The sequence below is a fragment of the Nonomuraea sp. AD125B genome (assembly GCF_041402765.1).
GTDB lineage: Bacteria > Actinomycetota > Actinomycetes > Streptosporangiales > Streptosporangiaceae > Nonomuraea > Nonomuraea bangladeshensis.
In genome coordinates, this window is record NZ_JBGLOU010000015.1 from 26144 (window position 1) to 47615 (window position 21472).

The following is a 21472-nucleotide window of genomic DNA, read 5'->3' on the forward strand; positions in this document are numbered from 1 at the left end:
TCCGTCGAGGAGGCGCTTGGGCCAGAGCGCTCAGGACGGCGAGGGCCGGCGTACGGATACCTCAAGGACCACGGCGTGGGCGCCGTCGGCGTCGACGAGGTGTTCTTCCACCGTAGGGCCGGTGATGGCGAGGTGGTGGCGGCGCAGCCAGCCGAACAGGTCCCGCCCGGCCCGGACCACGTCCGTCGAGGGCGGGACGACGGCCCGTACGGCGGCGCGCGCGGGCAGGGTGAGCTGCTCGCCGCCGTCGCGATCGGTGCTCACCGCCGCCGTGAACCCGCCGGTCGGCTCCCCGCGCAGCCAGGTCAGCAGGGTCGCCGGCGGCGCCGGGCACAGCGCGGCCAGCTCGGACGGGTGGTCGAGACGCACGCGGCGTACCCGCAGGCGGCGTGAGCCCAGCGTGGTTTCCTGGGGCAGGATCGACATCGGGGTGGTCAGGCGGTCCTCGGCATGAGCCGCGGCGGCGGTGAGGGCGGCGATGTCGTGCCTGATGCTCGTCACGATCTCGGCCAGGGCCTGTCGCAGCTGCGCCTCGGGCGCGTCCAGCAGGTCGGCGATCTGGCGTAACGGCAGGCCGAGGCGCTGCAGGCCGCGGATGCGTTCCAATCGCGACAGCTCGGCCACGCCATAGCGGCGGTAGCCGGTGGATCGGTCTACGGCGGCGGGCGGCAGGAGTCCGATCTTGTCGTAGTGGCGCAGGGTTCGTTCGGACACGCCGACCATGCGCGCCAGTTGCCCGATCCGCCACATCCCTGGCTCCTCTCCGCGGCAGGTTGACTTTGTCCCTGCGGCAAGGTCCTACCGTCACCGTCCATGACCGATGCGAACCCTCGGAACCGGCTCACCGGTGTCCTGCTGTTGACCTCGTTGGTGGCCATGATCGCCGGTGCGGCCATCGTGGTGCCATCGGGGTTGACCCTGAATTCGGCCGACCCCGGCGCCGCGCTGGCCGCCGTGGGCGAGCAGCCCGGGCTGCACCTGACCGAGCTGGCCTTCGACGTACTGGGCTGGCTGGCGCTGACCGCGGCCGGGCTCGTGATGTCCGCCCGCTCCGCCCAGGCACCGGAACCGCACCTGGTGACGCTGGCCGGCGGGCTGCTGGCCGCCGCCGGGCTGGCCGGTCTGCTTCACGACGCGGGGAACCTGGCGCTGACCCAGCTGGCCGCCCGCCCCACCGCCCCGGCGGTCGCCACCGTGGCCTGGGCGGTGCTGCTCACCGCCAAATGGGCGGTCAACCTGGCCGGACTGCTGTGGGCCGCCGCGACCGCCGCGGCGGCGGCCGGCCTCCCGATGCCGGCCGGGCTCCGCGTCGCCGGTGCGGCCGCCGCGCTCTCGGGCGCGGCCGCGGTCGTCCTTCCGTGGACGACCGGGACGGACGGGCCGACGGTGGCGCTGGAGCAGCTCGGGTACGCACTCCACCTGCCGGTCATGATCTGGTACGGGGTGCTGGGCGGACGCTACCTGCGTCACCGGTAAGTCGGAAGTGTCGCCAGAACTGAAGTCGGTAAATGTCCACCTGGTACATGTCGCGAGGAAAATCCGGCTCCCTGTCGTTGTCCAGACGCTTGTGTTGCACGCGAGCCGCCCACACGGAGTCGGGTTGCCCCAGGTCGAAAACCTGCTGTTCGTAGCCTTCCTCGTAGTAGTCCTGAAGGGTGATCCTGCCTGACCGCAGATAGATCTCCCCGGTCCACGCGTCTTCCCAGACCGGTTCCGGCAAAGGAGGCTCGCCGGTCCACAGTTCGAAGCGGATGTACGCCGGGGTACGCCGCACCGTCTCCAGCACCAGGCCATTACGGCCGATGGCGGCCCCTGGAATGGTCGCCGTCGACCTCCAGGCGCCATCCCACGGAGCCTGGTCCTGTCCGTGCAGAGCGGCCAGGTCTGCCACGAGGCACCACCCGAGATCGGTTTCGATGGCGTCCACCAGGCTCTTGATCAGCTCCGTCACGAAAGACTCCCTCTCGTCTTCGTTCCAGGACGCGCCCGTCCTCGTCGAGGAGATGGAACCAGCCGAGTGAGACAGTTTCTGATCACAATCCTCGCCGTTCAGCCGCCCCCAACGCCACCAAGGGCATGGCGCCCGAGGTCGCTGCGCAGGCGAAGAGATGGGGGAGGGCTGTTCCGGGGACCGCGAGGCCCTCGGACGGCCAGGATCGAATTCGCTGGCGCTCCAGATGGCATCGACGAGCGCGATACCGGCAGCCCCTCTCGGATGGGCGCGAGATCAGAGGGTGGTGGACTCGCAGACCGAATGTCCCATGCAGGGGCGTAGGCATGGCAAGGGGACGGAAGGTGGTCACCGTGACAATGGTCAAGATTCGGCTTTCCGCCTCGCCTGCTCCTGGTGCTCGTGCGATATCGCACTATGAAGGATCCGGGAGAGTGGCTGGACATCGGTGAGCGGGTGCGGGAATGCCGTATGGCTGCCGACATGTCCCAGGAGGAGCTGGCGTCGGCGCTGAAGCTCGACCGGACCATGATTGCGAAGATCGAGCGAGGCATTCGCCGTGTCGACGCGCTCGAACTCGCCAAGCTGTCAGCGGTTCTTCAGGTGCCTCTGGGATATTTCCTCGATTCGCCGCCATCGGTCGTATCTCGCCGAGCAGAGCTGGCCGACGACACCGTGACGGATGCGACGCGCCAATCTCATCGGCTGGAAGTGGCTCTCTCGGCGTGGCTGGCCGATATCCGGCAGCTCGTCGAGCTGGGAGTGTTCGATCCTCCTCCGATCGAACGCTGCCCGGAGGACGTCCGGGACACGCTGGGCGCCAGGCGCGCCGCCGCCTGGGTACGCGAGCGCCTCGGTCACGGCAACGAGCCCATCGATTCGCTCATGGGTGTCTGCGAACGGCTCGGGCAACTGGTCGCGGTGGTCGAGGTGCCCGGTGAAGGCGCCTCTCTCATCGAGGACGATCTCGCCGTGGCAGTCGTCAGCAGGCATGGCGATCCTGGCCGCCGACGCGCGACCGCGGCTCACGAGCTGGGGCATCTGGTCGTCGGGGACGAGTACTCCACGGACATAGGCATCCATGTTTCTCGTGACGAAAGAGAAGCGATCATCGATGCGTTCGCCGCGGAGCTTCTTCTTCCGGCCGCGGCAGTGCGCAGCGTTGCTGCCTCGGGTGAGAGGGCGAAGCGCGAGGATTTGGTGATCTTGGCCGCGCGTTTCAGGACCTCCTGGTCATTGACGGTGCGGCAAGCCGTCGTAGCCGAAGTCATCGACAGGAGCGCCGCCAGAGAGCTACGCCGGCGAAACCCGACACGCGGAGAACTGATGGAAGCGGTGGGATGGACGCCTCAACCCGACCTGGAAACGGTTCGGGTGCCTCCGCGCTTCGCGCACGCGGTGATGGAGTGCTACAAGAGATCGCTCATCACGGAGTCTCGGGCGGTCGAACTCATGCGAGGCCAGATCGTGGCCGCCGATCTGCCGGCGCGTGATGATGGGGACCTCGACCTGTGAGCAGCGCTGAGCCGGACCCCTCTTGGTGTTCGACGCCATGTGCCTGAATCATTTCGCTCGCGCGGAGCGCTTGGACGTACTGCGTGATCTATCGCCATCACCGACGATCGGGGAGCCGTGGCGGTGGGGCGGGCGCATGGACTGGAGGTCCACGGCACCGTATGGCTTCTTGCCTGTGCGGTTCAGGACGGAAAGCTGAGCGAAGTCGCTGCCGGAAACATCGTGGATGCTTTGAGTGGGACAGGAATGCGTCTGCCGTGCACCGGCTCGACTTTCGGGCCCTACCTTCGTCGCAACGGTGGCACCTGATCCTCCAAGAGGGCGGCGCGGGGGTTGCGGCGATGGGGGTGCTCGCGCTCAGTTCGTGCAGGACCGCGATCCCTCGGGGATGAGGTTGAGCGGTCTTCGAAAGACGGGCGGAGCGATGATTTTCGGGGTGGAAGTCGGTCTAAGAGGGCATGAGTACTCAGCCGAGCACGTACGCCATCCAGCCCATCCTGTGCACCGCCGACCTTGAGCGGTCGAAGTCCTTCTACGTCGAGCTGTTCGGCGCGGAGGAGCACATGCGGGTGCCGGGCGACGACGGGCCGTTCTCCGTGGAGCTCCGCTTCGGCGACGTCCGCCTGGGGCTGCTCGCCTACATGCCGGGGGTCGAGGTTCCGCCGGGCCGGGTCATCGTGGCGGTGTTCGTGCCCGACGTCGACAAGCTGCTGCCGCTGGTCGAGCCGGCCGGAGGGAAGGTGCGGGGTCCGGCCAACGACATGCCGTGGGGCCACCGGGTCGCCCACATCACCGATCCGGACGGCAACCTGATCAACCTCACCCAGCAGCTCTGAGCAGGTCCTGCCAGGTCACGCGAGGTGGGCGGCGACGGCTCGGGCACAGTCCAGCGGGTCCGTCTGGGAGGTGTCGATCTCCAGGTCGTACGACACGCCCTCGTGGACCGTCGTCGCCTGGGACGCGGCCATGCCCGCAGGGCGGTCGCCGCGGGCCGCCTCGCGGGCCGCGGCGACCGCGGGGTCGCAGCGTACGCCGACCCACAGCACGCCGAGCCCGGCGAGGGCCTGCCGCCACCGCTCCTGGGAGTCCGGGCCGCCGATGAACACGTCGTCCACGACGACCCGGGCGCCCGCGCGGGCCATCGCGGCGATGCCCGCCGTCCACGCGCCGTCGATGATCTTGAACTCCGGTCCGACGACCACGCTGCCGTCGGGGGCGAAAGAGACGCCCGCGTCGGAGTCCCGCAGGGCGGGGGGCAGCGCCTCGACCATGGTGTCGACCGAGAAGAAGAGCCACGGGTCCGGCAGGACCGTCTGAAGGGACCGCGCGATCGTGGTCTTGCCCGAGCTGGAGCCGCCGTTGAGAACGATCACCTGAATGGTCATCGCGCCATCGTACGTGCTGCCGGGGCCTCAGCGGCCGGCGGCGGCGAGGCCGGATCGGATGGTCTCGGCGGAGGCCGGCACGCCGGGCGACTCCCAGAAGTCGGCGGCGTCACCCGCGTACGGGCCGCCGTAGACGGGGGTGCCCGGCTGGAACCGCCGCCCCTCCGCCAGGGCCCCCGCGTCCACGGCGTCGTAGCCGATCGCGTCGAGGAACGCGGCCGCCTCCTCCTTCGCCGCCGCGTCGTCGCCGGCGATCGCCAGGGCGCTGCGGTCGGCGGCCCCGGCGGGCCGGGCCAGCGCCCCGAGGTGCCGGAAGAAGATGTTGTTGAAGACCTTGACCACCCGCGACTCCGGCAGGTGCCGCTGGAGCAGCTCGCTCGACGTGGTCGAGTCGTCGTCGAGCTCGGGGAAGTGCCCGTCGCGCTCCGGGTAGTAGTTGTTGGTGTCGAGGACGGTCTTGCCGGCGAGCGGCTCCACCGGCACCTCGCGGTACGCCTTCAGCGGGATGCTCACCACCACCAGGTCGCCGGCCGCCGCGGCCTCGGCCGCCGTGGCCGCCCGCGCCTTCGGGCCGAGCTCCCCGACGAGGTCGCCCAACGTCTCGGGGCCGCGTGAATTGCTGAGCACCACGTCGTATCCGGCCGCGACGGCGAGCCGGGCGACGGTGCCGCCGATGTGTCCGCTGCCGATGAAAGCGATAGTCGTCATGCATGCTCTATCACCGGGAGAAGCCTTGGCATTCCCGGTGACAGGGCAGGCGGGGGTCAGGAGCAGGTGTAGCCGGAGGGATGGGCGGCGCCGTTCGGCCGGGTGGCCTGGAAGCCGAACGTGGCGGCGGCCCCCGGGGGCGAGGGCGCCGTTGTGGGCGGCGTTCCGCACCGTGACGGTCCGGCCGGAGACGGTGACGGCGCCGTTCCACGAGCCGGTCAGGGTGTGGCCGGCGGGCAGGATGAAGGTGACCGTCCAGCCGGTCATGGCCGAGGCGCCGGTGTTGCTGAACGGATTGGGAAGCCGGGAGACGGCAGGCAGGGAGCCCGCGTCGGGGAGGCTGGGCATCGCGCAGCCGGCGCCCTCGTCCTCAACCCCGCGGCGGCGAGGGACGTGCCGGCGACCGCCGCGCGGAGCCTGGCGCGACCCGAAGAGATGGCCACCGTGCTCTCCTTCCGGGTGGACCGACGGTCAGTGTGCGAAGCGGTACGAAATGTGTCAATTATTGTCTGAAATATTTCGGAACACACGAGGCCGGCCTGGCCGGTTCCGGGGCTGGTAGATGAAAGTTTCCTCGTCCATACTGAGGTCAGCGGGCAGGCAGAGGACGACCGCCGCCCGACCGAAACTTTCGAAAGCCACATCTGGCTGGAAATAGGCGGCCATATTGGTCAGGACATATCGACGTGTGTTCACGGCCGCCGGTAATTGCTTCATCGGGCGGCTTCCGTGGCAATTTTCTTCGTCATTCCCGTGAACGCCGTGTTAAGCCGCCATTTTCACGCCGCGCAGGTGGACAGGGTGAATAAGGAAGACGATATTGGGAGCAAGGAGGTTCATTCATGGAGGCACGCCTGGACCATCTCGTCTGCTGGGTCGCCGACCCGGCCGCCTCGCTGCGCTTCTACGAGCGGGTGGTCGGATTGCCCGGGGTCCGGGCCGAGGAGTTCCGAGAAGGCAGGGCGGGGTTCCCGAGCGTCCGGGTCGCGTCCGAGACGATCCTCGACCTCATGCCGTACGAGAGCGCCAGGGGCGTGGACGAGGGCACCGGGGTGCGGGGCACGGCGGGGCACCCGCTCAACCACTTCTGCCTGGCCGTGAATCGCGATGATTTCGACGCGCTCCAGGTGCGGCTCAAACAGAACGAGGTCGAGGTCACCGGGACCGGAACGAACTCGTTCGGCGCGCGCGGAATCGCGCCCGAGACGATTTATTTCGCCGACCCCGACGGCAATGTCATCGAGGTCCGATATTACGAGTGAACCTTTTCCGACCTGATCGCGCTGGTCAGCAGGTGCGGCGCCGGCACCCGATCTCACCCGCCGGACTCCGACAACGTGGAGTGCCTCCCCGACCCTGCGCGGGTCGGGGAGGCAGGCGGGGAAACCCTCTCGATCCGGGGCCACCGTTCCACGGGGCGGGTCACTCAGGTGGACCCGCTCGGTCGACTGTCAGCACTTCAGCGTGAGCATGCAGTAGAGACCCCGTGCGTGCTTGCCGACGTACCTCTTGACCGTCGGGTGGTTCCTGAAGTGGTTCCAGCCCTTCTTCGCGATCTTTTCGAGCTGGTTCCACAGCCACATGCCGCCGGCCTTCATGATGCCCTGGCAGATCAGCCACTTCTTCAAGTTGCTCTTGAACCTCTTGCAAGGGTTGGGCTTGCCCTGGACGGCCGCCGTCAGGGCGACGGTCTCCACCGAGGCGGCGGTGTGCCCGAACGTCGACTGCGCCGCTGCGCCGCGCAGGGCGGGACCGGCCGGGGCGGCCTGGGCGAGGGCCGGGACCGCGAGAATCCCGATGGTGGTCAGGATCGCCACCACCAGCGTCTTGAGGGATCGCATCCGTTGTTCTCCTTTCCTTCGGAAGGCCCGTGAGATCACGAGAGGAAGGTAGGAGCGATCATGTTGAGGGTCTGTTGAGGCCCGGTTGAGCCGCCCCGGTTCGCCGGCCACCGGAGTTGTCGGCGGGCTCTGGTAGACAGGCGGCATGGCTGTGAGCGTCGATGAGTTCCTGCAGATGCTGGACGAGCTGCCCGGGGTCAAGTTGAGCCACGGCGGCGAGTGGATCGGCGTCAAGGTGCGCGACAAGGGCTTCGGCTACCTGTGGGAGAAGACCGAGACGGTCGGGCTCAAGGCCACCGTCGAGGAGCAGCTCGCGCTGGTGGCCGAGCGGCCCGAGGTGTTCGAGGTGCAGTTCACCGCGGGGCGCTTCGGATGGGTGGTCGTGCATCTCGACCGCATCGACGCCGACGAGCTGTTCGAGCTCGTGACCGAGGCGTGGTGCCTGACCGCGTCCCAGCAGATGGTGGCCGACTTCCTGGCGACCCACCCCATCGGGCAACGGGTGCAGTCCGGGTGATCTCCGTCGGTCGCGGGGGAAGGGGCCGCTGATCTACCCTTTTCTGGTGGACAGCGAGAGTCTGGCCGCGGCCGGCCTCCTGGCGGCGCTGAGCCGGACGGTGGAGATCTTCGCCGACTTACGGCACCCCTTCGTCCGGCACGAGCACATCTCCACCTTCTTCCCGCCGGCCGGCGTCCGCGTCGGCATCGCCTTCGTGCTGCCCGACGGCCGCGAGGTGCGCTTCGAGGTCTCCGTCGCAGCCGACGGCGACGTCTTCCACGTCCAGGGCTCGATCACCGCCGACGGCTCGATGACCGCCCACAGCGAGACGCTGCTCGACCTGCCGCGTAAGACCCTGCCCGACGTCGGGGCCGCGCTCGACGCGCTCGACGACTACGCGGGCGACGTCGCCGAGGCCGCGAACCGCACGATCGACCGGCTGCTGGAGGAGATCGCCTGAACCCCGTCCCATGATTCATTGGACTTCATTGTCTGATTGTCTGACAATGTAGGACATGAGGAACGGACCTTTCGCCGTGGTCGCCGCCGCCGTGCTCTGGGGGACGGCGGGCACCGCGGGCCTGCTCGTCTCGGCCGACAGCGTCGCGCTCGCCGCCGCCAGGCTCGTCGTCGGCGGCGCGGCCCTGGCGCTGATGGCCGGGTCCGGGATGCGGCGGGTGCTGAGCCCGGGACTGCTGCTCGGGGCCGTGGCGGTGGCGGCGTACCAGCTCTGTTTCTTCGCCGCCGTGGCGCGGACGGGCGTCGCGATCGGCACCGTGGTGGCGATCGGCAGCGGGCCCGTCTTCACGGGGCTGCTGTCCTGGCTGCTGCACAGGCGGCGGCCGAGCCGCCGCTGGGCGACGGCCACGGCCGCGGCGATCTGCGGCTGCGCGGCTCTGATCGTCGGCGGCGGCGTGGGCTCGTCGGGCGGCTCGGCGGGCGGGCCGGCCTCCGGACAGGTGGTGTCCGGGGTGCTGTTCGCGCTGCTCGGCGGCCTGCTCTACGCCTTCTACGCGGTCATGGCGGCCCGCGCCATCGGCGACGGCGGCGAGTCGAACGCGGTCATGGGCGTCATGTTCGGCGGCGCGGCGCTCATCATGCTGCCGGTGCTCGTCGTCCACGGCGGCGTCGGCTGGGAGCCGCGCGGCCTGCTCGCGGTGCTCTACCTGGGCCTGGGGACGACGGCGCTGTCCTACTTCCTGTACGGGCGGGGGCTGCGCAGCACGCCGGTCGCCACGGCGGCCACGCTCGCCCTCGCCGAGCCCGCCGTGGCCGCGCTGCTCGGGGTGGTGGTGCTCGGCGAGCGCCTCGCGCCGGTGTCGGTCGCCGGGCTCGTGCTGCTCGCGTTCAGCCTGGCCGCGGTGGCGATCCCCGAGAGGGCGGCGCGGTCCGAGGTCCGCGTACCGGCGGAAGTGGGAGCCCCAGGCGTGGGGGAGCGTTAGAGTCGCAGGCGTGACGATGCCCCTCAAACCCGTCTCCACCGTGGGGGCGCTCGCCGACGCCCTGCGCAGCAGGGTGCTCTCGGGTGAGATCGCGCCCGGCACCCCGCTCCCCGAGCAGGAGCTGGCCGCCTCCTACGGGGTCGCGCGGCCCACCGTCCGCGAGGCGCTGGCCGTCCTGGTGCACGAGGGGCTGCTCAGGCGGGAGCGCAACCGCAGCGCCTACGTCCCCGAGGTGACGCTCGCGGACCTCGACGACCTCATGTACGTACGCCGCCCGCTGGAGGACCTGATGGCGCGGGCGATGGCCGGCCGGCGGGTGCCCGCGGCGGAGGCCGCGCTGCGGCGCATGGCGGCGCTGCCCGCCGAGGCGCTCTGGTCGGAGAGCGTGGCCGAGCACATGGCGCTGCACGAGGCGCTGATCGAGGCCGTCGGCAGCCCGCGGCTCGAACGGCTCTACGGCGTGCTGGCGGCCGAGACCCGGCTCGGGCTGGTCCGCCTGCGCGAGGTGTACGAGGACCGGGACGTGCTCGTCCGCGAGCACCAAGCCCTGCTGGACGCCATCGCCGGCGGCACCGCCGAGGAGGCGAGGGCGGCGGTGGCCGCGCACCTCAGCCACTCCTGGGGCGGCGGCGCCTGACGCCGGGAAATCGCTCCATGCGCCAATGCGCGCGAACCCTTGCGGGACGGCCATGGAACTCGCAAGAATCGCGGCCATGCACGGCAATCCGATGCCGGACTCTTACGTGTATGTCACGGAAGAGGGCGTCACCCGTCACTACGCGGACGGGAGCGTCGAGGCCCTCGCGTGGGAGGACGTCGTCGAGGTTCGTGTCGTCACCGAGCCCGGTGAGGACGTCCTTTTCGTTTTGCTCGATCGCGACGGCGAGGGTTGTGTCGTGCCCCGCTCCGCCACTGATGCGACGTTTCTTGCCCGCCTGCGCTATTTGCCGGATTTCGACCTCGACCGGCTGACGCTCGCGGCCGACTCCGCGCACGACGGGGTCGTGGTGGTGTGGCGCAGCCCGGATCCGCCGTCGGCGCTGCCCGACCTCGAATACGACTAGCGCGTTCGCTAAACCGGCCATCTGCCGAAATGTCGCCGTAAACCTCCTAAATCTCTCTTGTGGACCGCTGCGCCAAATGGAGCGTTCCGTCAACCCCTCGGCGTCCCCATCAAACGTCCGATTGTGGACGTTTGATGCCATTCCCCATGTCGGAGCCGATCTTTAATCTTTAGTGGGGGCCGCCGCCCTTAAGAGGGGGTTTTGTCAACCCATGTGGTGATTGGTGCGTCGGGTTATCAGGGAGCACGAAGTTCACAGGGTGGTGTTATGAGGGTGGGGACCGGGGAGTCCGCTGTCGTGCTCCTCAAAGCCGCGCCACGCCGCGCGTCCAGCATCTGGACCCGGGCGTACCTGCGGCTGCTGCTGTACGGGGACACGACGTGCGCGCTGCTCGCCTGCGTCTGCGTGCTGGGCGCACGGCTGCTGGGCGGGGCGTTCGTCCCCTGGGTGGAGTATCTGCTCGGGTTCGGCCTGGTCGCCGGCTGGCCCCTCGCGCTCGCGATGGGCGGCGCCTACCGCCAGCGCGCCAACGGCGAGGGCACCGAGGAGTTCAAGTCCGTCTTCAACGGCGGCGTCGGGCTGATGGCCACCGTCGCCATCATGGCCTACGCCACGCAGACCGTGATCGCCCGCAGCTTCGTGATGGCGATGCTGCCGCTGGCCCTCGCCGCCACGCTGGGCTTCCGCTTCCGCATGCGCAAACGCCTGCACCGCAAGCGGGCCGTCGGCGACTACATGCGCCAGGTCATCGCGGTCGGGCACCGCGAGTCGATCATCGATCTGGTCATCCAGTTCAGGCGGCAGCCGTACCACGGCATGCGGGTCGTGGGCGCCTGCCTGCCGCCCGACCACGACCTCGACGCCGACCTCGACGGCGTGCCGGTGCTCGGCACGTTCGGGGACGTGGCGCGGGTGGCCGAGCGGGAGCGCGCCGACGCCGTGGCCGTGCTGGCCTGCCCCGAGCTGGACGGCGCGGCGCTGCGCCGGCTCGCGTGGAGCCTGGAGACCGCGCGTACCGACCTGTTCGTCGCGCCGGCGCTGCTCGACGTGGCGGGGCCGCGCATCAGCATCAGGCCGGTCGCGGGGATGCCGCTGCTGCACGTGGAGCACCCCGAGTTCGACGGCACCAAGCAGCTCGTCAAGACCGTCTTCGACCGGCTGGTGGCGGCGCTCGCGCTGCTGCTGCTCGCCCTGCCGCTGCTCGGCATCGCGCTGCTGATCCGCCTCACCAGCCCCGGCCCGGCGTTCTTCCACCAGACGCGGGTGGGCAAGGGCGGCGCGGAGTTCCGCCTGGTGAAGTTCCGGACGATGGTCGTGGACGCCGAGCGGCTGAAGGACACGCTGCTCGGCGCGAACGACTTCGACGGCGTGCTGTTCAAGATGCGGAACGATCCAAGGATCACCGCCGTGGGGGCCTTTCTCCGGAAATACTCCCTCGACGAGCTGCCCCAGCTCCTCAATGTCCTGCGCGGCGAGATGTCGCTCGTCGGCCCGCGCCCGCCGCTGCCGCGCGAGGTCGCCGAGTACGGCACCGACGTGCGCCGCCGCCTCGTCGTCAAGCCGGGTATGACCGGGCTCTGGCAGGTCAGCGGCCGTTCCGACCTGACGTGGGAGGAGTCCGTACGGCTCGACCTGCGTTATGTCGAGAACTGGTCGCTCATCCTCGACCTGCAGATCCTGTGGAAGACCTGGTCCGTCGTCACCCGTGGAGAAGGGGCGTACTAGCGGTGAAAGCACTCGTGCTCGCCGGGGGGTCGGGCACACGGCTTCGGCCGATCACGCACACCTCGGCCAAGCAGCTCGTGCCGGTCGCCAACAAACCGGTGCTGTTCTACGGCCTGGAGGCCATCGCGGCCGCCGGGATCACCGAGGCGGGCCTGGTGGTCGGCGACACCCACGCCGAGATCGAGGCGGCCGTGGGCGACGGGTCGGCGTTCGGGCTGGAGGTGACGTACCTGCGGCAGGAGGCGCCGCTCGGGCTGGCGCACGGCGTGCTGATCGCCCGCGACTACCTGGGCGACGACGACTTCGTGATGTACCTGGGCGACAACTTCGTGGTGGGCGGCATCAACGGCCTGGTGGAGCGCTTCGCGCGGGAGCGGCCATCCGCCCAGATCATGCTCACCCGGGTCGGCGACCCCCGCCAGTTCGGCGTGGCCGAGCTGGACGCCGCCGGCCGGGTGATCGGGCTGGAGGAGAAACCCGAGCGGCCGAAGAGTGACCTCGCGCTGGTGGGCGTCTACCTGTTCAGCCCGGCGGTGCACGCGGCCGTGGCCGAGCTGAAGCCGTCCTGGCGGGGCGAGCTGGAGATCACCGACGCCATCCAGTGGCTCATCGAGGCAGGGCTGCGGGTGGACTCCTCGGTGATCTCCGGCTACTGGAAGGACACCGGCAACGTCACCGACATGCTGGAGGTCAACCGGCTGGTCCTGGAGTCGGTCGAGCCGCGCGTGGACGGCTATGTGGACGCGGCCAGCGAGCTGGTCGGCCGGGTCGTCGTCGAGCGCGGCGCGACGGTCGAGCGCTCCCGCGTGGTCGGCCCGGCGATCATCGGCGAGCGCGCCCGCGTCCGCGACAGCTACGTCGGCCCCTCCACCTCGCTCGGGGCCGACTGCGTGCTCGCCGACGCCGAGATCGCCTACTCCATCGTCATGCCCCGCGCCTCGATCTCGGGGGTGGGCCGCGTGGAGTTCTCGCTCATCGGCCACGACGCCGAGGTCACCCCCGCGCCCAACACGCCCCGAGCTCACCGTCTGGTGCTCGGCGATCACAGCAAGGTACAGATCTCCTCATGACCAGAGTCCTGGTGACGGGGGGTGCGGGGTTCATCGGCTCGCACTTCGCCCGAAGCCTCCACGACATGGACGTCACCGTCCTCGACAAGCTCACCTACGCCGGCGACCGGGCCAACCTCGAGGGCGTCAGGCACGAGTTCGTCCACGGCGACATCTGCGACGCCGGCCTGCTCGCGCGGGTCGTGCCCGGCCACGACCTGGTGGTCAACTTCGCCGCCGAGTCCCACGTGGACCGCTCGATCGCGGGCGCCGCCGAGTTCATGCGCACCAACGCGCTCGGCACCCAGACGCTGCTCCAGGCGTGCCTGGAGGCCGGGGTGCCGAAGGTGGTGCAGGTGTCCACCGACGAGGTCTACGGCTCCATCGACGTCGGCTCGTGGGACGAGTCCGCGCCGGTCCGGCCGCGCTCGCCGTACGCGGCCTCGAAGGCGGCCGGCGACCTCATCGCGCACGCGTACGCGGTCACGTACGGGATGGACGTCTCGATCACCCGCTGCGGCAACAACTACGGCCCCCGCCAGTACCCGGAGAAGATCATCCCGCTGTTCGTGACGCGGCTGCTGCGCGGCGAGAAGGTGCCGCTCTACGGCGACGGCGGCAACGTACGGGACTGGATCCACGTCAGCGACCACTGCGCCGGCATCCGCCTGGTGGCCGAGAAGGGCGCGCCCGGCGAGGTCTACCACATCGCGGGCACGGCCGAGCTGACCAACAGGGAGCTGACCGGCCGCCTGCTGGAGGCGTGCGGCCGCGGCTGGGACCTGGTCGAGCACGTGGCCGACCGCAAGGGCCACGACCGCAGGTACTCGCTGGACGACCGCAAGCTGCGGGCGCTCGGCTACCGTCCCGAGGTCCCGTTCGAGCAGGGGCTCAAGGACACCGTCCGCTGGTACGCCGAGCACCGGGACTGGTGGGACCGATGAGATGGCTGATCACGGGTGCGGGCGGCATGCTGGCCGCCGACGTCCTCGACCGGCTGACCAGCACCGGCGAACCGGTGCTCGCGCTCGGCCGCGCCGAGCTGGACGTGCGCGACCGGCGCGCGGTGCGCGAGTTCGTGGCCGCCTACCGGCCCGGCGCCGTGATCAACTGCGCGGGCTGGACCGCCGTGGACGACGCCGAGACCCACGAGGCCGAGGCGCTGGCGGTCAACGGCCACGCGGTGCGCTGGCTGGCCGAGGCGTGCGAGGGCGCCGGCGCGCGGCTGCTGCAGGTGTCGACCGACTACGTCTTCGACGGGGCGGCGGCGGGGCCGTACGGGGAGGACGACCCGACGGGCCCGCTCAACGCCTACGGCCGCACGAAGCTGGCGGGCGAGCGCGCCGCCCTGGACCACGGCCAGTACGTCGTCCGCACCGCCTGGCTCTACGGCGCGCGCGGCACCAACTTCGTCCGCACGATGATCCGCCTGGCCGGGGAGCGGCCCTGCGTGGACGTCGTGGACGACCAGCGCGGCCAGCCGACGTGGGCCGCCGACCTGGCGGTGAGCCTCGTCCGGCTGGCCCGCGCGGATATGCCGCCCGGCGTCTACCACGCGACCAGCGCGGGCGAGACGAGCTGGCACGGCTTCGCCAGGGAGATCTTCGCGCTGCTCGGCGCGGACCCCGAGCGGGTGCGCCCGGTGCCGACCGCCGACTTCCCGAGGCCCGCCCGCCGCCCGGCCAACAGCGTGCTCGCCTGCCGCAGGGGCGAGCCGATCCGCCACTGGCGCGAGGCGCTGCACGCCGCCTGGCCGGTGCTGGTGGGGAGCCGTCAGTGCAACGTGGCGTAGAACTCCCGGCAGGCGCCGTAGTCGGGGAGCAGCCCGGCCGCCAGCGCCTCGGCGAGGGACGGCGCCGCGGCGTCCTGCTCCGACAGCACCGGCTCCAGCCCCGCCGGCCACTCGATGCCGAGGTCCGGGTCGAGCGGGTTGACCCCGTGCTCCCCGGCCGGGTTGTAGGTCGCCGAGCACAGGTAGACGACCGTGGCCTGCTCGCTGAGCGCCATGAACGCGTGCCCCAGCCCTTCGGCGACGAGCATCGCCCGGCGCGTCTCGTCGTCCAGCACCGCCGACTCCCAGCGGCCGAAGGTGGGGGAGCCGGCGCGCAGGTCCACGACCACGTCGAGGACGGCGCCGGACACGCAGGTGACGTATTTGGCCTGGCCGGGTGGCACGTCCGCGAAGTGCACCCCGCGCAGCACGCCGGCGCGCGAGACGGAGCAGTTGACCTGGGCCACGCCGAGCGGGTGCGGCAGCTCCGCGGCCTTGAACGCCTCCAGGAAGGCGCCGCGCGGGTCGGCGTGCACGCGAGGGGTGAAGAGCCACGAGCCTTCGATCGAGAGCTGATCCACGAACGCAGCATGCCAGACCACCGCTCCGGCGCACGAGCCCTGGGAGGGATCTTCAGATGACGACCGAGGTGACGACCTGCCGTCTGTGCGGCGCGGACGAGCTCGCGGGGGTGGTGGACCTCGGCGCGACCCCGCCGTGCGAGCTGTTCCTCACCGCCGACCGGCTCGCCGCGCCGGAGCCGACGTACCCGCTGCACCTGCGGGTCTGCACGAGCTGCTGGCTGGCCCAGCTCCCGCCGCTGATCACGCCGGAGGAGACGTTCACCGAGTACGCCTACTTCTCCTCCTACTCGACCTCCTGGGTGGAGCACGCGCGCCGCTTCGTCGAGGGTGCCGGGCTCCAGCCGGGCGACTTCGTGGTGGAGGTGGCCAGCAACGACGGCTACCTGCTCCAGCACGTGGTCGAGCGGGGCGTGCGCTGCCTCGGCATCGAGCCGTCGGCCAACGTCGGCCGGGCCGCCACGGAGAAGGGCGTGCCGACGCTCACCGGCTTCCTCACCCCCGAGACCGGGCGGCAGGTGCGGGCCGGGCACGGGCCGGCCGACCTGGTGGTGGCCAACAACGTCTACGCGCACGTCCCCGACGTGGCCGGCTTCACGGAGGGGCTGCGGGCGCTGGTGGCCGACGGCGGCCGGGTCTCGATCGAGGTGCAGCACCTGCTGACGCTGGTGGAGCTCAACCAGTTCGACACGATCTACCACGAGCACTTCCAGTACTACACGGTCGCCTCCGCCCAGCGTGCCCTGGCGAGCGGCGGGCTGCACCTGGTGGACGTGGAGCTGCTGCCGACGCACGGCGGCTCGATCAGGCTGTGGGCGCAGCCGGAGGAGGCGCCCGTGTCGCAGCGGGTGGTGGACGTGCTCGCCAGGGAGAAGGCGGCCGGGCTGCACGAGCTGTCCGGGTACGCCGACTTCGCCGCCCGCGTGGCCAAGGTCCGGCGCGACCTGCTGCGCTTCCTCATCGACGCCGCCGACGCGGGGAAGACGGTGATCGGCTACGGGGCTCCCGGCAAGGGCAACACGCTGCTCAACTACTGCGGGGTCCGGCCGGACCTGCTGGCGTACACGGTGGACCGCAACCCGTACAAGCACGGCAGGTTCACGCCCGGCTCGCGCATCCCGGTCCACCCGCCGGAGCGCATCGCCGCCGACCGGCCGGACTACGTGCTGGTGCTGCCGTGGAACCTGCGCGAGGAGCTGGTCGAGCAGCTCTCGTACGTCCGCGAGTGGGGCGGCCGGCTGGTCTTCCCCATCCCGAGCCTGGAGGTCGTGGGATGAAGGTCGTGCTGTTCTGCGGCGGGCGCGGCACCCGCATGCGCAGCGACTTACCCGGGGGCACCATGCCGAAGCCGATGCAGCTCGTCGGCCCGCGCCCGCTCGTCTGGCACGTGATGCGCTACTACGCGCACTTCGGGCACAAGGAGTTCATCCTGTGCCTCGGCCATGGGGCCCAGCACATCAAGGACTTCTTCCTGACTTATCAGGAGACCGGCTCGAACGACTTCGTGCTGCGGGACGGGCAGGTCGAGCTGCTGTCGACCGACATCTCCGACTGGCGGATCTCGCTGATCGACACCGGTCTCGACGCCACCATCGGCGAGCGGCTGCGCCGGGTGCGCCCGTCCCTGGGCGACGACGAGATGTTCCTCGCCAACTACGCGGACGTGCTCACCGACGCCCCGCTGCCGGACATCATCGCCCGCTTCGCCGCCGCCGACGCCGGGGCGTCGATGATGGTCGTGCCGCCCACCAACACCTTCCACGTCGTGGACGTCGGCGAGAGCGGGCAGGTCGGGGCCATCACGCCGGTGGCCGAGCTGCCGCTCTGGGTCAACGGCGGCTTCTTCGTGCTGCGCCAGGAGGTCTTCGAGCACCTTCCGCGCGACGGCGACCTGGTCGCGGACGCCTGCGCCGAGCTGGCCAAGCGGGGCCGGCTGATCGCGTACCCGCACCGGGGCTACTGGCGGCCGAGCGACACCGTGAACCAGCGCCTGGAGCTGGACAGCGCCTGGGCGAGGGGCGAACGCCCGTGGGCGCTGTGGGAGAGATGACGGGCCTGCGCCCGGCCCGGCTCGACGCGGTCGTGGCGCTCGGCGCGCACTGCGACGACCTCGCGATCGGCGCGGGCGGCACCCTGCTCACGCTCTGCGCCGGCCGCCCCGGGTTGCGGGTGGACGCGCTGGTGCTGTCCGGCGGCGGCACCGGGCGGGAGGACGAGGAGCGGGCCGCGCTGGCGGCGTTCTGCCCGGGGGCCGACCTCGCCGTCACGGTGCTCAAGCTGCCCGACGGCCGGCTGCCCGCCCACTGGGACGAGGCCAAGAACGCCCTGGAGGACCTGCGCGCCCGCACCGCGCCCGGCCTGATCCTCGCCCCCTGGCGGGGCGACGCCCACCAGGACCACCGCGGCCTCGCCGAGCTCGTGCCGACCGTCTGGCGGGGCTGCCTCGCGCTCGGCTACGAGATCGTCAAATGGGACGGCGACCTCGGCCGCCCCTCGGTCTACCAGCCGCTCGACCCCGAGACGGCCGAGGCGAAAGTGCGGCTGCTCCAGCAGCACTACCCCTCCCAGCGGCACCGCCCCTGGTACGACCGGGAGACCTTCCTCGGCCTGGCCCGCGTCCGCGGCGTCGAGTGCGGCGCCAGGTACGCCGAGGCGTTCCACACCAACAAGATCGTCATCGACCTGGCCTCCGGAGGCTGACCTTGCGGATTCTGTTGACCGGCCACCAGGGCTACCTGGGCAGCGTGCTGGCCCCGGTGCTGGCCGAGGCGGGGCACGAGGTGATCGGCCTCGACTCCGGCCTGTTCGCCGACTGCCTGCTCGGGCCGGCTCCCGCCGACCCCCCGGGACACGCCGTGGACCTGCGGGACGTCCCCGCCGAGGCGCTGACCGGCATCGACGCCGTCGCGCACCTGGCGGCGCTGTCGAACGACCCGCTCGGCTCGCTCGCGCCCGACCTGACCTACGACATCAACCACCACGCCTCGGTCCGGCTGGCCCGGCTGGCGCGCGAGGCGGGGGTGCGCAGGTTCGTCTACGCCTCCACCTGCTCGGTCTACGGCGCCTCGGGCGGGGACGCGCTGGTGGACGAGGACGCGCCGCTGCGGCCGGTGACGCCGTACGCCGAGTCGAAGGTCCGGGTGGAGGACGACCTCGCGGAGCTGGCCGACGACGACTTCTCGCCGGTGTTCATGCGCAACGCCACCGCGTTCGGGTTCTCGCCCCGGCTGCGGGCCGACATCGTGCTCAACAACCTGGCCGGGCACGCCGTGCTGACCGGTGAGGTGCGGGTGCTGTCCGACGGCACGCCGTGGCGGCCCCTGGTGCACGCCCGCGACATCGCCGAGGCGTTCCTGCGGGCGATCGAGGCGCCGCGCGAGGCCGTGCACGCCCGCGCGTTCAACGTGGGCACCGAGGCCAACAACGTGACCGTCAGGCAGATCGCCGACGAGGTGGCGGCGGCGGTGCCGGGCGCGGAGCTGACGATCACCGGCGAGAGCGGCGGCGACCCGCGCTCCTACCGGGTGGACTTCTCGCGCATCCGGCGGGCGCTGCCCGGCTACGAGGCCGGCTGGTCGGTCAAGGCCGGGGCGGAGGAGCTGGTGACGGCGTACCGGACGTACGGGCTGACCAAGCACGACTTCGAGCGGCGCTACACCCGGCTGGCCCGGCTGTCGGACCGGCGCGCGGCGGGCACGATCGACGCCGGGCTCCGGCCGTGACCGGCGAGGAGATGCACGAGCTCGTCCGCCGGCTCTACCCCCTGTGCCGCAGCATCACCGGCGACGGCGTCAGGAGCACCCTGGCGATCATCGGCGAGCGCCTGCCGCTGGCCGTCCGGGAGATGCCGACCGGGAGCGAGGTCCTGGACTGGACGGTGCCGAAGGAGTGGAACATCCGCGACGCCTACGTCAAGGACGCCTCCGGGCGGCGGGTGATCGACTTCCGGGAGTCGAACCTGCACGTCGTGGGCTACAGCGTGCCGGTGTCGGGGACGTACTCGCTGGCCGAGCTGCGCCCGCGGCTGCACACGCTGCCCGAGCAGCCGGGGCTGGTGCCGTACCGGACCAGCTACTACGCCGAGACGTGGGGCTTCTGCCTCAGCCAGGACGCCCTCGACCGGCTCCGCGACGAGGACGGCCCCTTCGAGGTGCGCATCGACTCGACCCTCGCGCCCGGGGCGCTGACCTACGGCGAGTACGTCGTCCCCGGCCGGCTCCCCGAGGAGGTGATGATCTCCTGCCACGTGTGCCACCCGTCGCTCGCCAACGACAACCTGGCGGGCATCGCGGTGGCCGTGGCGCTCGCGCTGCGGCTGCGCGAGCCCCGCTACACCTACCGGTTCCTGTTCGCGCCCGGCACGATCGGGGCGATCACCTGGCTGGCGCGCAACCGGTCGCGCCTGCACCGCGTGGCGGCCGGGCTGACGCTGGCCTGCGCGGGGGATCCGGGGGCGCTGACGTACAAGCGGAGCCGGCGGGGCGAGGCGCTCATCGACCGGGCGGTCACGCACGTGCTGCGCGGCCGGCCGCACGAGGTGCTGGAGTTCTCCCCGTACGGCTACGACGAGCGCCAGTTCTGCTCGCCGGGCTTCGACCTGCCGTTCGGCAGCCTGACCAGGACGCCGTACGCGGGATACCCGGAATATCACACCTCGGGAGACAACCCGGATTTCGTGACTCCGCAGGCCATGAAGGACACCCTCGACGCCCTCACGCGGGTCGTCGAGGTGCTGGAGCACGAGCGCACGTACGTGAACCTCAGCCCGTACGGCGAGCCGCAGCTCGGCCGCCGCGGGCTCTACGGATCTCTGGGCGGCCGGAGTGACACGAAACAGGCCCAGATGGCGATGTTATGGGTGTTGAACCTGTCAGACGGGGAGCATGGCCTGCTCGACATCGCCGATCGTTCCGGACTGCCGTTCGCCGCCGTGAACGCGGCGGCCGATTCACTGCTGGACGCCGGACTGCTGAAGGAGAAGGCCTGATGGACCTCAAGGTCGGTGACGTGGTGGAAGTGCGGAGCGAGGCCGAGATCCGCGCCACCCTGGACGAGCGCGGCGAGCTCGACGGCCTGCCTTTCATGCCGGAGATGGCGGCCTACTGCGGCAGGCGCCTCACCGTGCACAAGGTCGCGCACAAGCTGTGCGACACCCAGACCAGGACCGGGCTGCGCCGGATGGAGCGGGCCGTGCACCTGACGGGGGCGCGCTGCGACGGCTCGGCCCACGGCGGCTGCCAGACGAACTGCTCGATGTACTGGAAGGACGCCTGGATCAGACGGGTCGGCGAGACGCCCGCGCGGAACGCCGCGGACCCGCGCCTGCTGCCCCTGCTGGAGGTGAGCACCCGCAAGCCGGACCGGCCCGACCACTACTCCTGCCAGGCCACCGAGCTGCTGCGGGCCGCGCCTGCCTGCCTGCCGGTGCGCAGCATGGGCCAGTACGTCGCCGACGTGCGCACCGGCAACGCCGGCCTGCTCCGCACCCTCCACGCCCTGCTGATCGGCGGCTTCAACCGGCTCCAGGCGGTCAGCACGCGGGTGCTGCCCCCGCGGCTGCGGCTGAAGGAAGGACGCCGCTGGGGCTTCCTCAAGCCCGGCCTGCTCGGCCGGACGCCGACGGCGACGCTCGACCTGAAGCCCGGCGAGCTGGTCCGCGTCCGGTCCAAGGACGAGATCATGGCCACGCTCAACGAGCGCATGGAGAACCGCGGCCTCGGCTTCGAGGAGGAGATGGCCCGCTACTGCGGCACCGTCACCCGCGTCCAGTCGGTGGTGGAGCGCTGCGTCGACGAGCGCACCGGCGAGCTGCTCACCATGAAGACGCCCTGCGTGACGCTGGAGAACGTGGTCTGCCAGGGCCTGCACAGCCTCAACTGCCCGCGCGAGTTCGTGCCGTTCTGGCGGGAGATCTGGCTCGAACGGGTGTGACCGCACAGGA

General features: G+C 71.0%; 25 protein-coding genes and 1 pseudogene. 19 read left to right on the top strand and 7 right to left on the bottom strand.

Translation table 11 applies throughout. The features are described from left to right. Positions 1 to 30 precede the first annotated feature (30 nt). Positions 31 to 750, bottom strand: a complete 720-nt coding sequence (locus ACBR40_RS34060) for a MerR family transcriptional regulator (RefSeq protein WP_371251373.1) — start codon at positions 748 to 750, stop codon at positions 31 to 33. 63 nt (positions 751 to 813) lie between these two features. On the opposite strand from ACBR40_RS34060, the gene ACBR40_RS34065 reads away from it, so the two are divergent. Continuing rightward, positions 814 to 1476 carry a hypothetical protein gene (locus ACBR40_RS34065; RefSeq protein WP_371251374.1) on the top strand — a complete coding sequence of 221 codons (663 nt, stop codon included), beginning with the start codon at positions 814 to 816 and terminating at the stop codon, positions 1474 to 1476. Here ACBR40_RS34065 and ACBR40_RS34070 read toward each other — a convergent pair. Continuing rightward, complete coding sequence (locus tag ACBR40_RS34070) at positions 1427 to 1951, bottom strand: hypothetical protein (protein WP_371251375.1); 525 nt, start codon at positions 1949 to 1951, stop codon at positions 1427 to 1429. The genes ACBR40_RS34065 and ACBR40_RS34070 overlap by 50 nt on opposite strands. Before the next feature lie 417 nt (positions 1952 to 2368). On the opposite strand from ACBR40_RS34070, the gene ACBR40_RS34075 reads away from it, so the two are divergent. Together ACBR40_RS34075 and ACBR40_RS34080 are read left to right on the top strand one after the other, a co-directional pair. Beyond that, positions 2369 to 3466 carry a helix-turn-helix domain-containing protein gene (locus tag ACBR40_RS34075; RefSeq protein WP_371251376.1) on the top strand — a complete coding sequence of 366 codons (1098 nt, stop codon included), beginning with the start codon at positions 2369 to 2371 and terminating at the stop codon, positions 3464 to 3466. A 458-nt stretch (positions 3467 to 3924) separates the two neighbouring features. Further along, on the top strand, positions 3925 to 4302 hold the full coding sequence (locus ACBR40_RS34080; protein WP_344208224.1) for a VOC family protein: 378 nt from the start codon (positions 3925 to 3927) through the stop codon (positions 4300 to 4302). A 15-nt stretch (positions 4303 to 4317) separates the two neighbouring features. Here ACBR40_RS34080 and cpt read toward each other — a convergent pair whose 3' ends face one another. From cpt to ACBR40_RS34095, 3 genes and pseudogenes are all read right to left on the bottom strand, one after another. After that, the gene (cpt, locus tag ACBR40_RS34085) at positions 4318 to 4851 is read right to left on the bottom strand and encodes a chloramphenicol phosphotransferase CPT (RefSeq protein ID WP_371251377.1); all 534 of its coding nucleotides are present in this window, start codon (positions 4849 to 4851) and stop codon (positions 4318 to 4320) included. Positions 4852 to 4878: 27 nt separating this feature from the next. After that, positions 4879 to 5559: an NAD(P)-binding domain-containing protein gene (locus ACBR40_RS34090; protein ID WP_344208222.1), complete on the bottom strand. Its 681-nt coding sequence runs from the start codon at positions 5557 to 5559 to the stop codon at positions 4879 to 4881. A gap of 165 nt (positions 5560 to 5724) precedes the next feature. Continuing rightward, positions 5725 to 5907: pseudogene (locus ACBR40_RS34095) on the bottom strand (cellulose binding domain-containing protein); the annotation flags it as partial. 494 nt (positions 5908 to 6401) lie between these two features. Between ACBR40_RS34095 and ACBR40_RS34100 the strand changes: the two are divergent. Further along, positions 6402 to 6821, top strand: a complete 420-nt coding sequence (locus ACBR40_RS34100; protein WP_344208221.1) for a VOC family protein — start codon at positions 6402 to 6404, stop codon at positions 6819 to 6821. Between the two features lie 189 nt (positions 6822 to 7010). Here ACBR40_RS34100 and ACBR40_RS34105 read toward each other — a convergent pair whose 3' ends face one another. Beyond that, the gene (locus ACBR40_RS34105; RefSeq protein WP_344208220.1) at positions 7011 to 7400 is read right to left on the bottom strand and encodes a hypothetical protein; all 390 of its coding nucleotides are present in this window, start codon (positions 7398 to 7400) and stop codon (positions 7011 to 7013) included. A gap of 175 nt (positions 7401 to 7575) precedes the next feature. Between ACBR40_RS34105 and ACBR40_RS34110 the strand changes: the two genes are divergently transcribed. From ACBR40_RS34110 to rfbD, 9 genes are all read left to right on the top strand, one after another. Next, positions 7576 to 7917, top strand: coding sequence for an MmcQ/YjbR family DNA-binding protein (locus ACBR40_RS34110; protein WP_371251551.1), 342 nt, complete (start codon positions 7576 to 7578; stop codon positions 7915 to 7917). A 46-nt stretch (positions 7918 to 7963) separates the two neighbouring features. Beyond that, positions 7964 to 8359 carry a hypothetical protein gene (locus tag ACBR40_RS34115; protein ID WP_371251378.1) on the top strand — a complete coding sequence of 132 codons (396 nt, stop codon included), beginning with the start codon at positions 7964 to 7966 and terminating at the stop codon, positions 8357 to 8359. Positions 8360 to 8414: 55 nt separating this feature from the next. Next, entirely contained in the window at positions 8415 to 9341 is a 927-nt protein-coding gene (locus tag ACBR40_RS34120) for a DMT family transporter (protein ID WP_371251379.1), read from the top strand. A gap of 16 nt (positions 9342 to 9357) precedes the next feature. After that, complete coding sequence (locus ACBR40_RS34125; protein WP_344209077.1) at positions 9358 to 9978, top strand: GntR family transcriptional regulator; 621 nt, start codon at positions 9358 to 9360, stop codon at positions 9976 to 9978. A 76-nt stretch (positions 9979 to 10054) separates the two neighbouring features. Then, on the top strand, positions 10055 to 10405 hold the full coding sequence (locus ACBR40_RS34130; protein ID WP_344208216.1) for a hypothetical protein: 351 nt from the start codon (positions 10055 to 10057) through the stop codon (positions 10403 to 10405). Positions 10406 to 10672: 267 nt separating this feature from the next. Next, on the top strand, positions 10673 to 12130 hold the full coding sequence (locus ACBR40_RS34135; protein WP_344208214.1) for a sugar transferase: 1458 nt from the start codon (positions 10673 to 10675) through the stop codon (positions 12128 to 12130). Positions 12131 to 12132: 2 nt separating this feature from the next. Next, positions 12133 to 13200, top strand: a complete 1068-nt coding sequence (locus tag ACBR40_RS34140; protein ID WP_371251381.1) for a glucose-1-phosphate thymidylyltransferase — start codon at positions 12133 to 12135, stop codon at positions 13198 to 13200. Then, on the top strand, positions 13197 to 14123 hold the full coding sequence (gene rfbB / locus ACBR40_RS34145) for a dTDP-glucose 4,6-dehydratase (protein ID WP_371251383.1): 927 nt from the start codon (positions 13197 to 13199) through the stop codon (positions 14121 to 14123). Before ACBR40_RS34140 ends, rfbB begins: the two co-directional genes overlap by 4 nt. Beyond that, positions 14120 to 14971 carry a dTDP-4-dehydrorhamnose reductase gene (gene rfbD / locus ACBR40_RS34150; protein WP_344208210.1) on the top strand — a complete coding sequence of 284 codons (852 nt, stop codon included), beginning with the start codon at positions 14120 to 14122 and terminating at the stop codon, positions 14969 to 14971. The genes rfbB and rfbD overlap by 4 nt, the downstream gene beginning before the upstream one ends. Here rfbD and ACBR40_RS34155 read toward each other — a convergent pair. Next, positions 14953 to 15531 (bottom strand): dTDP-4-dehydrorhamnose 3,5-epimerase, encoded by a 579-nt coding sequence (locus ACBR40_RS34155; protein ID WP_344208209.1) that lies wholly within the window; start codon positions 15529 to 15531, stop codon positions 14953 to 14955. The genes rfbD and ACBR40_RS34155 overlap by 19 nt on opposite strands. Before the next feature lie 56 nt (positions 15532 to 15587). On the opposite strand from ACBR40_RS34155, the gene ACBR40_RS34160 reads away from it, so the two are divergent. Genes ACBR40_RS34160 through ACBR40_RS34185 form a run of 6 tightly spaced genes read left to right on the top strand, consistent with a single transcriptional unit; the run spans position 15588 to position 21462 of the window. Further along, the gene (locus ACBR40_RS34160) at positions 15588 to 16808 is read left to right on the top strand and encodes a methyltransferase domain-containing protein (RefSeq protein WP_371251384.1); all 1221 of its coding nucleotides are present in this window, start codon (positions 15588 to 15590) and stop codon (positions 16806 to 16808) included. After that, positions 16805 to 17581 (top strand): glucose-1-phosphate cytidylyltransferase, encoded by a 777-nt coding sequence (locus ACBR40_RS34165; protein WP_371251385.1) that lies wholly within the window; start codon positions 16805 to 16807, stop codon positions 17579 to 17581. The genes ACBR40_RS34160 and ACBR40_RS34165 overlap by 4 nt, the downstream gene beginning before the upstream one ends. After that, entirely contained in the window at positions 17560 to 18231 is a 672-nt protein-coding gene (locus tag ACBR40_RS34170) for a PIG-L deacetylase family protein (RefSeq protein ID WP_371251386.1), read from the top strand. Before ACBR40_RS34165 ends, ACBR40_RS34170 begins: the two co-directional genes overlap by 22 nt. 2 nt (positions 18232 to 18233) lie before the next feature. Further along, on the top strand, positions 18234 to 19253 hold the full coding sequence (locus tag ACBR40_RS34175; RefSeq protein WP_344208205.1) for an SDR family oxidoreductase: 1020 nt from the start codon (positions 18234 to 18236) through the stop codon (positions 19251 to 19253). 11 nt (positions 19254 to 19264) lie between these two features. Continuing rightward, the gene (locus tag ACBR40_RS34180) at positions 19265 to 20518 is read left to right on the top strand and encodes a DUF4910 domain-containing protein (RefSeq protein WP_371251387.1); all 1254 of its coding nucleotides are present in this window, start codon (positions 19265 to 19267) and stop codon (positions 20516 to 20518) included. Continuing rightward, positions 20518 to 21462 carry a hypothetical protein gene (locus tag ACBR40_RS34185; RefSeq protein ID WP_371251388.1) on the top strand — a complete coding sequence of 315 codons (945 nt, stop codon included), beginning with the start codon at positions 20518 to 20520 and terminating at the stop codon, positions 21460 to 21462. Before ACBR40_RS34180 ends, ACBR40_RS34185 begins: the two co-directional genes overlap by 1 nt. Positions 21463 to 21472 lie beyond the last annotated feature (10 nt).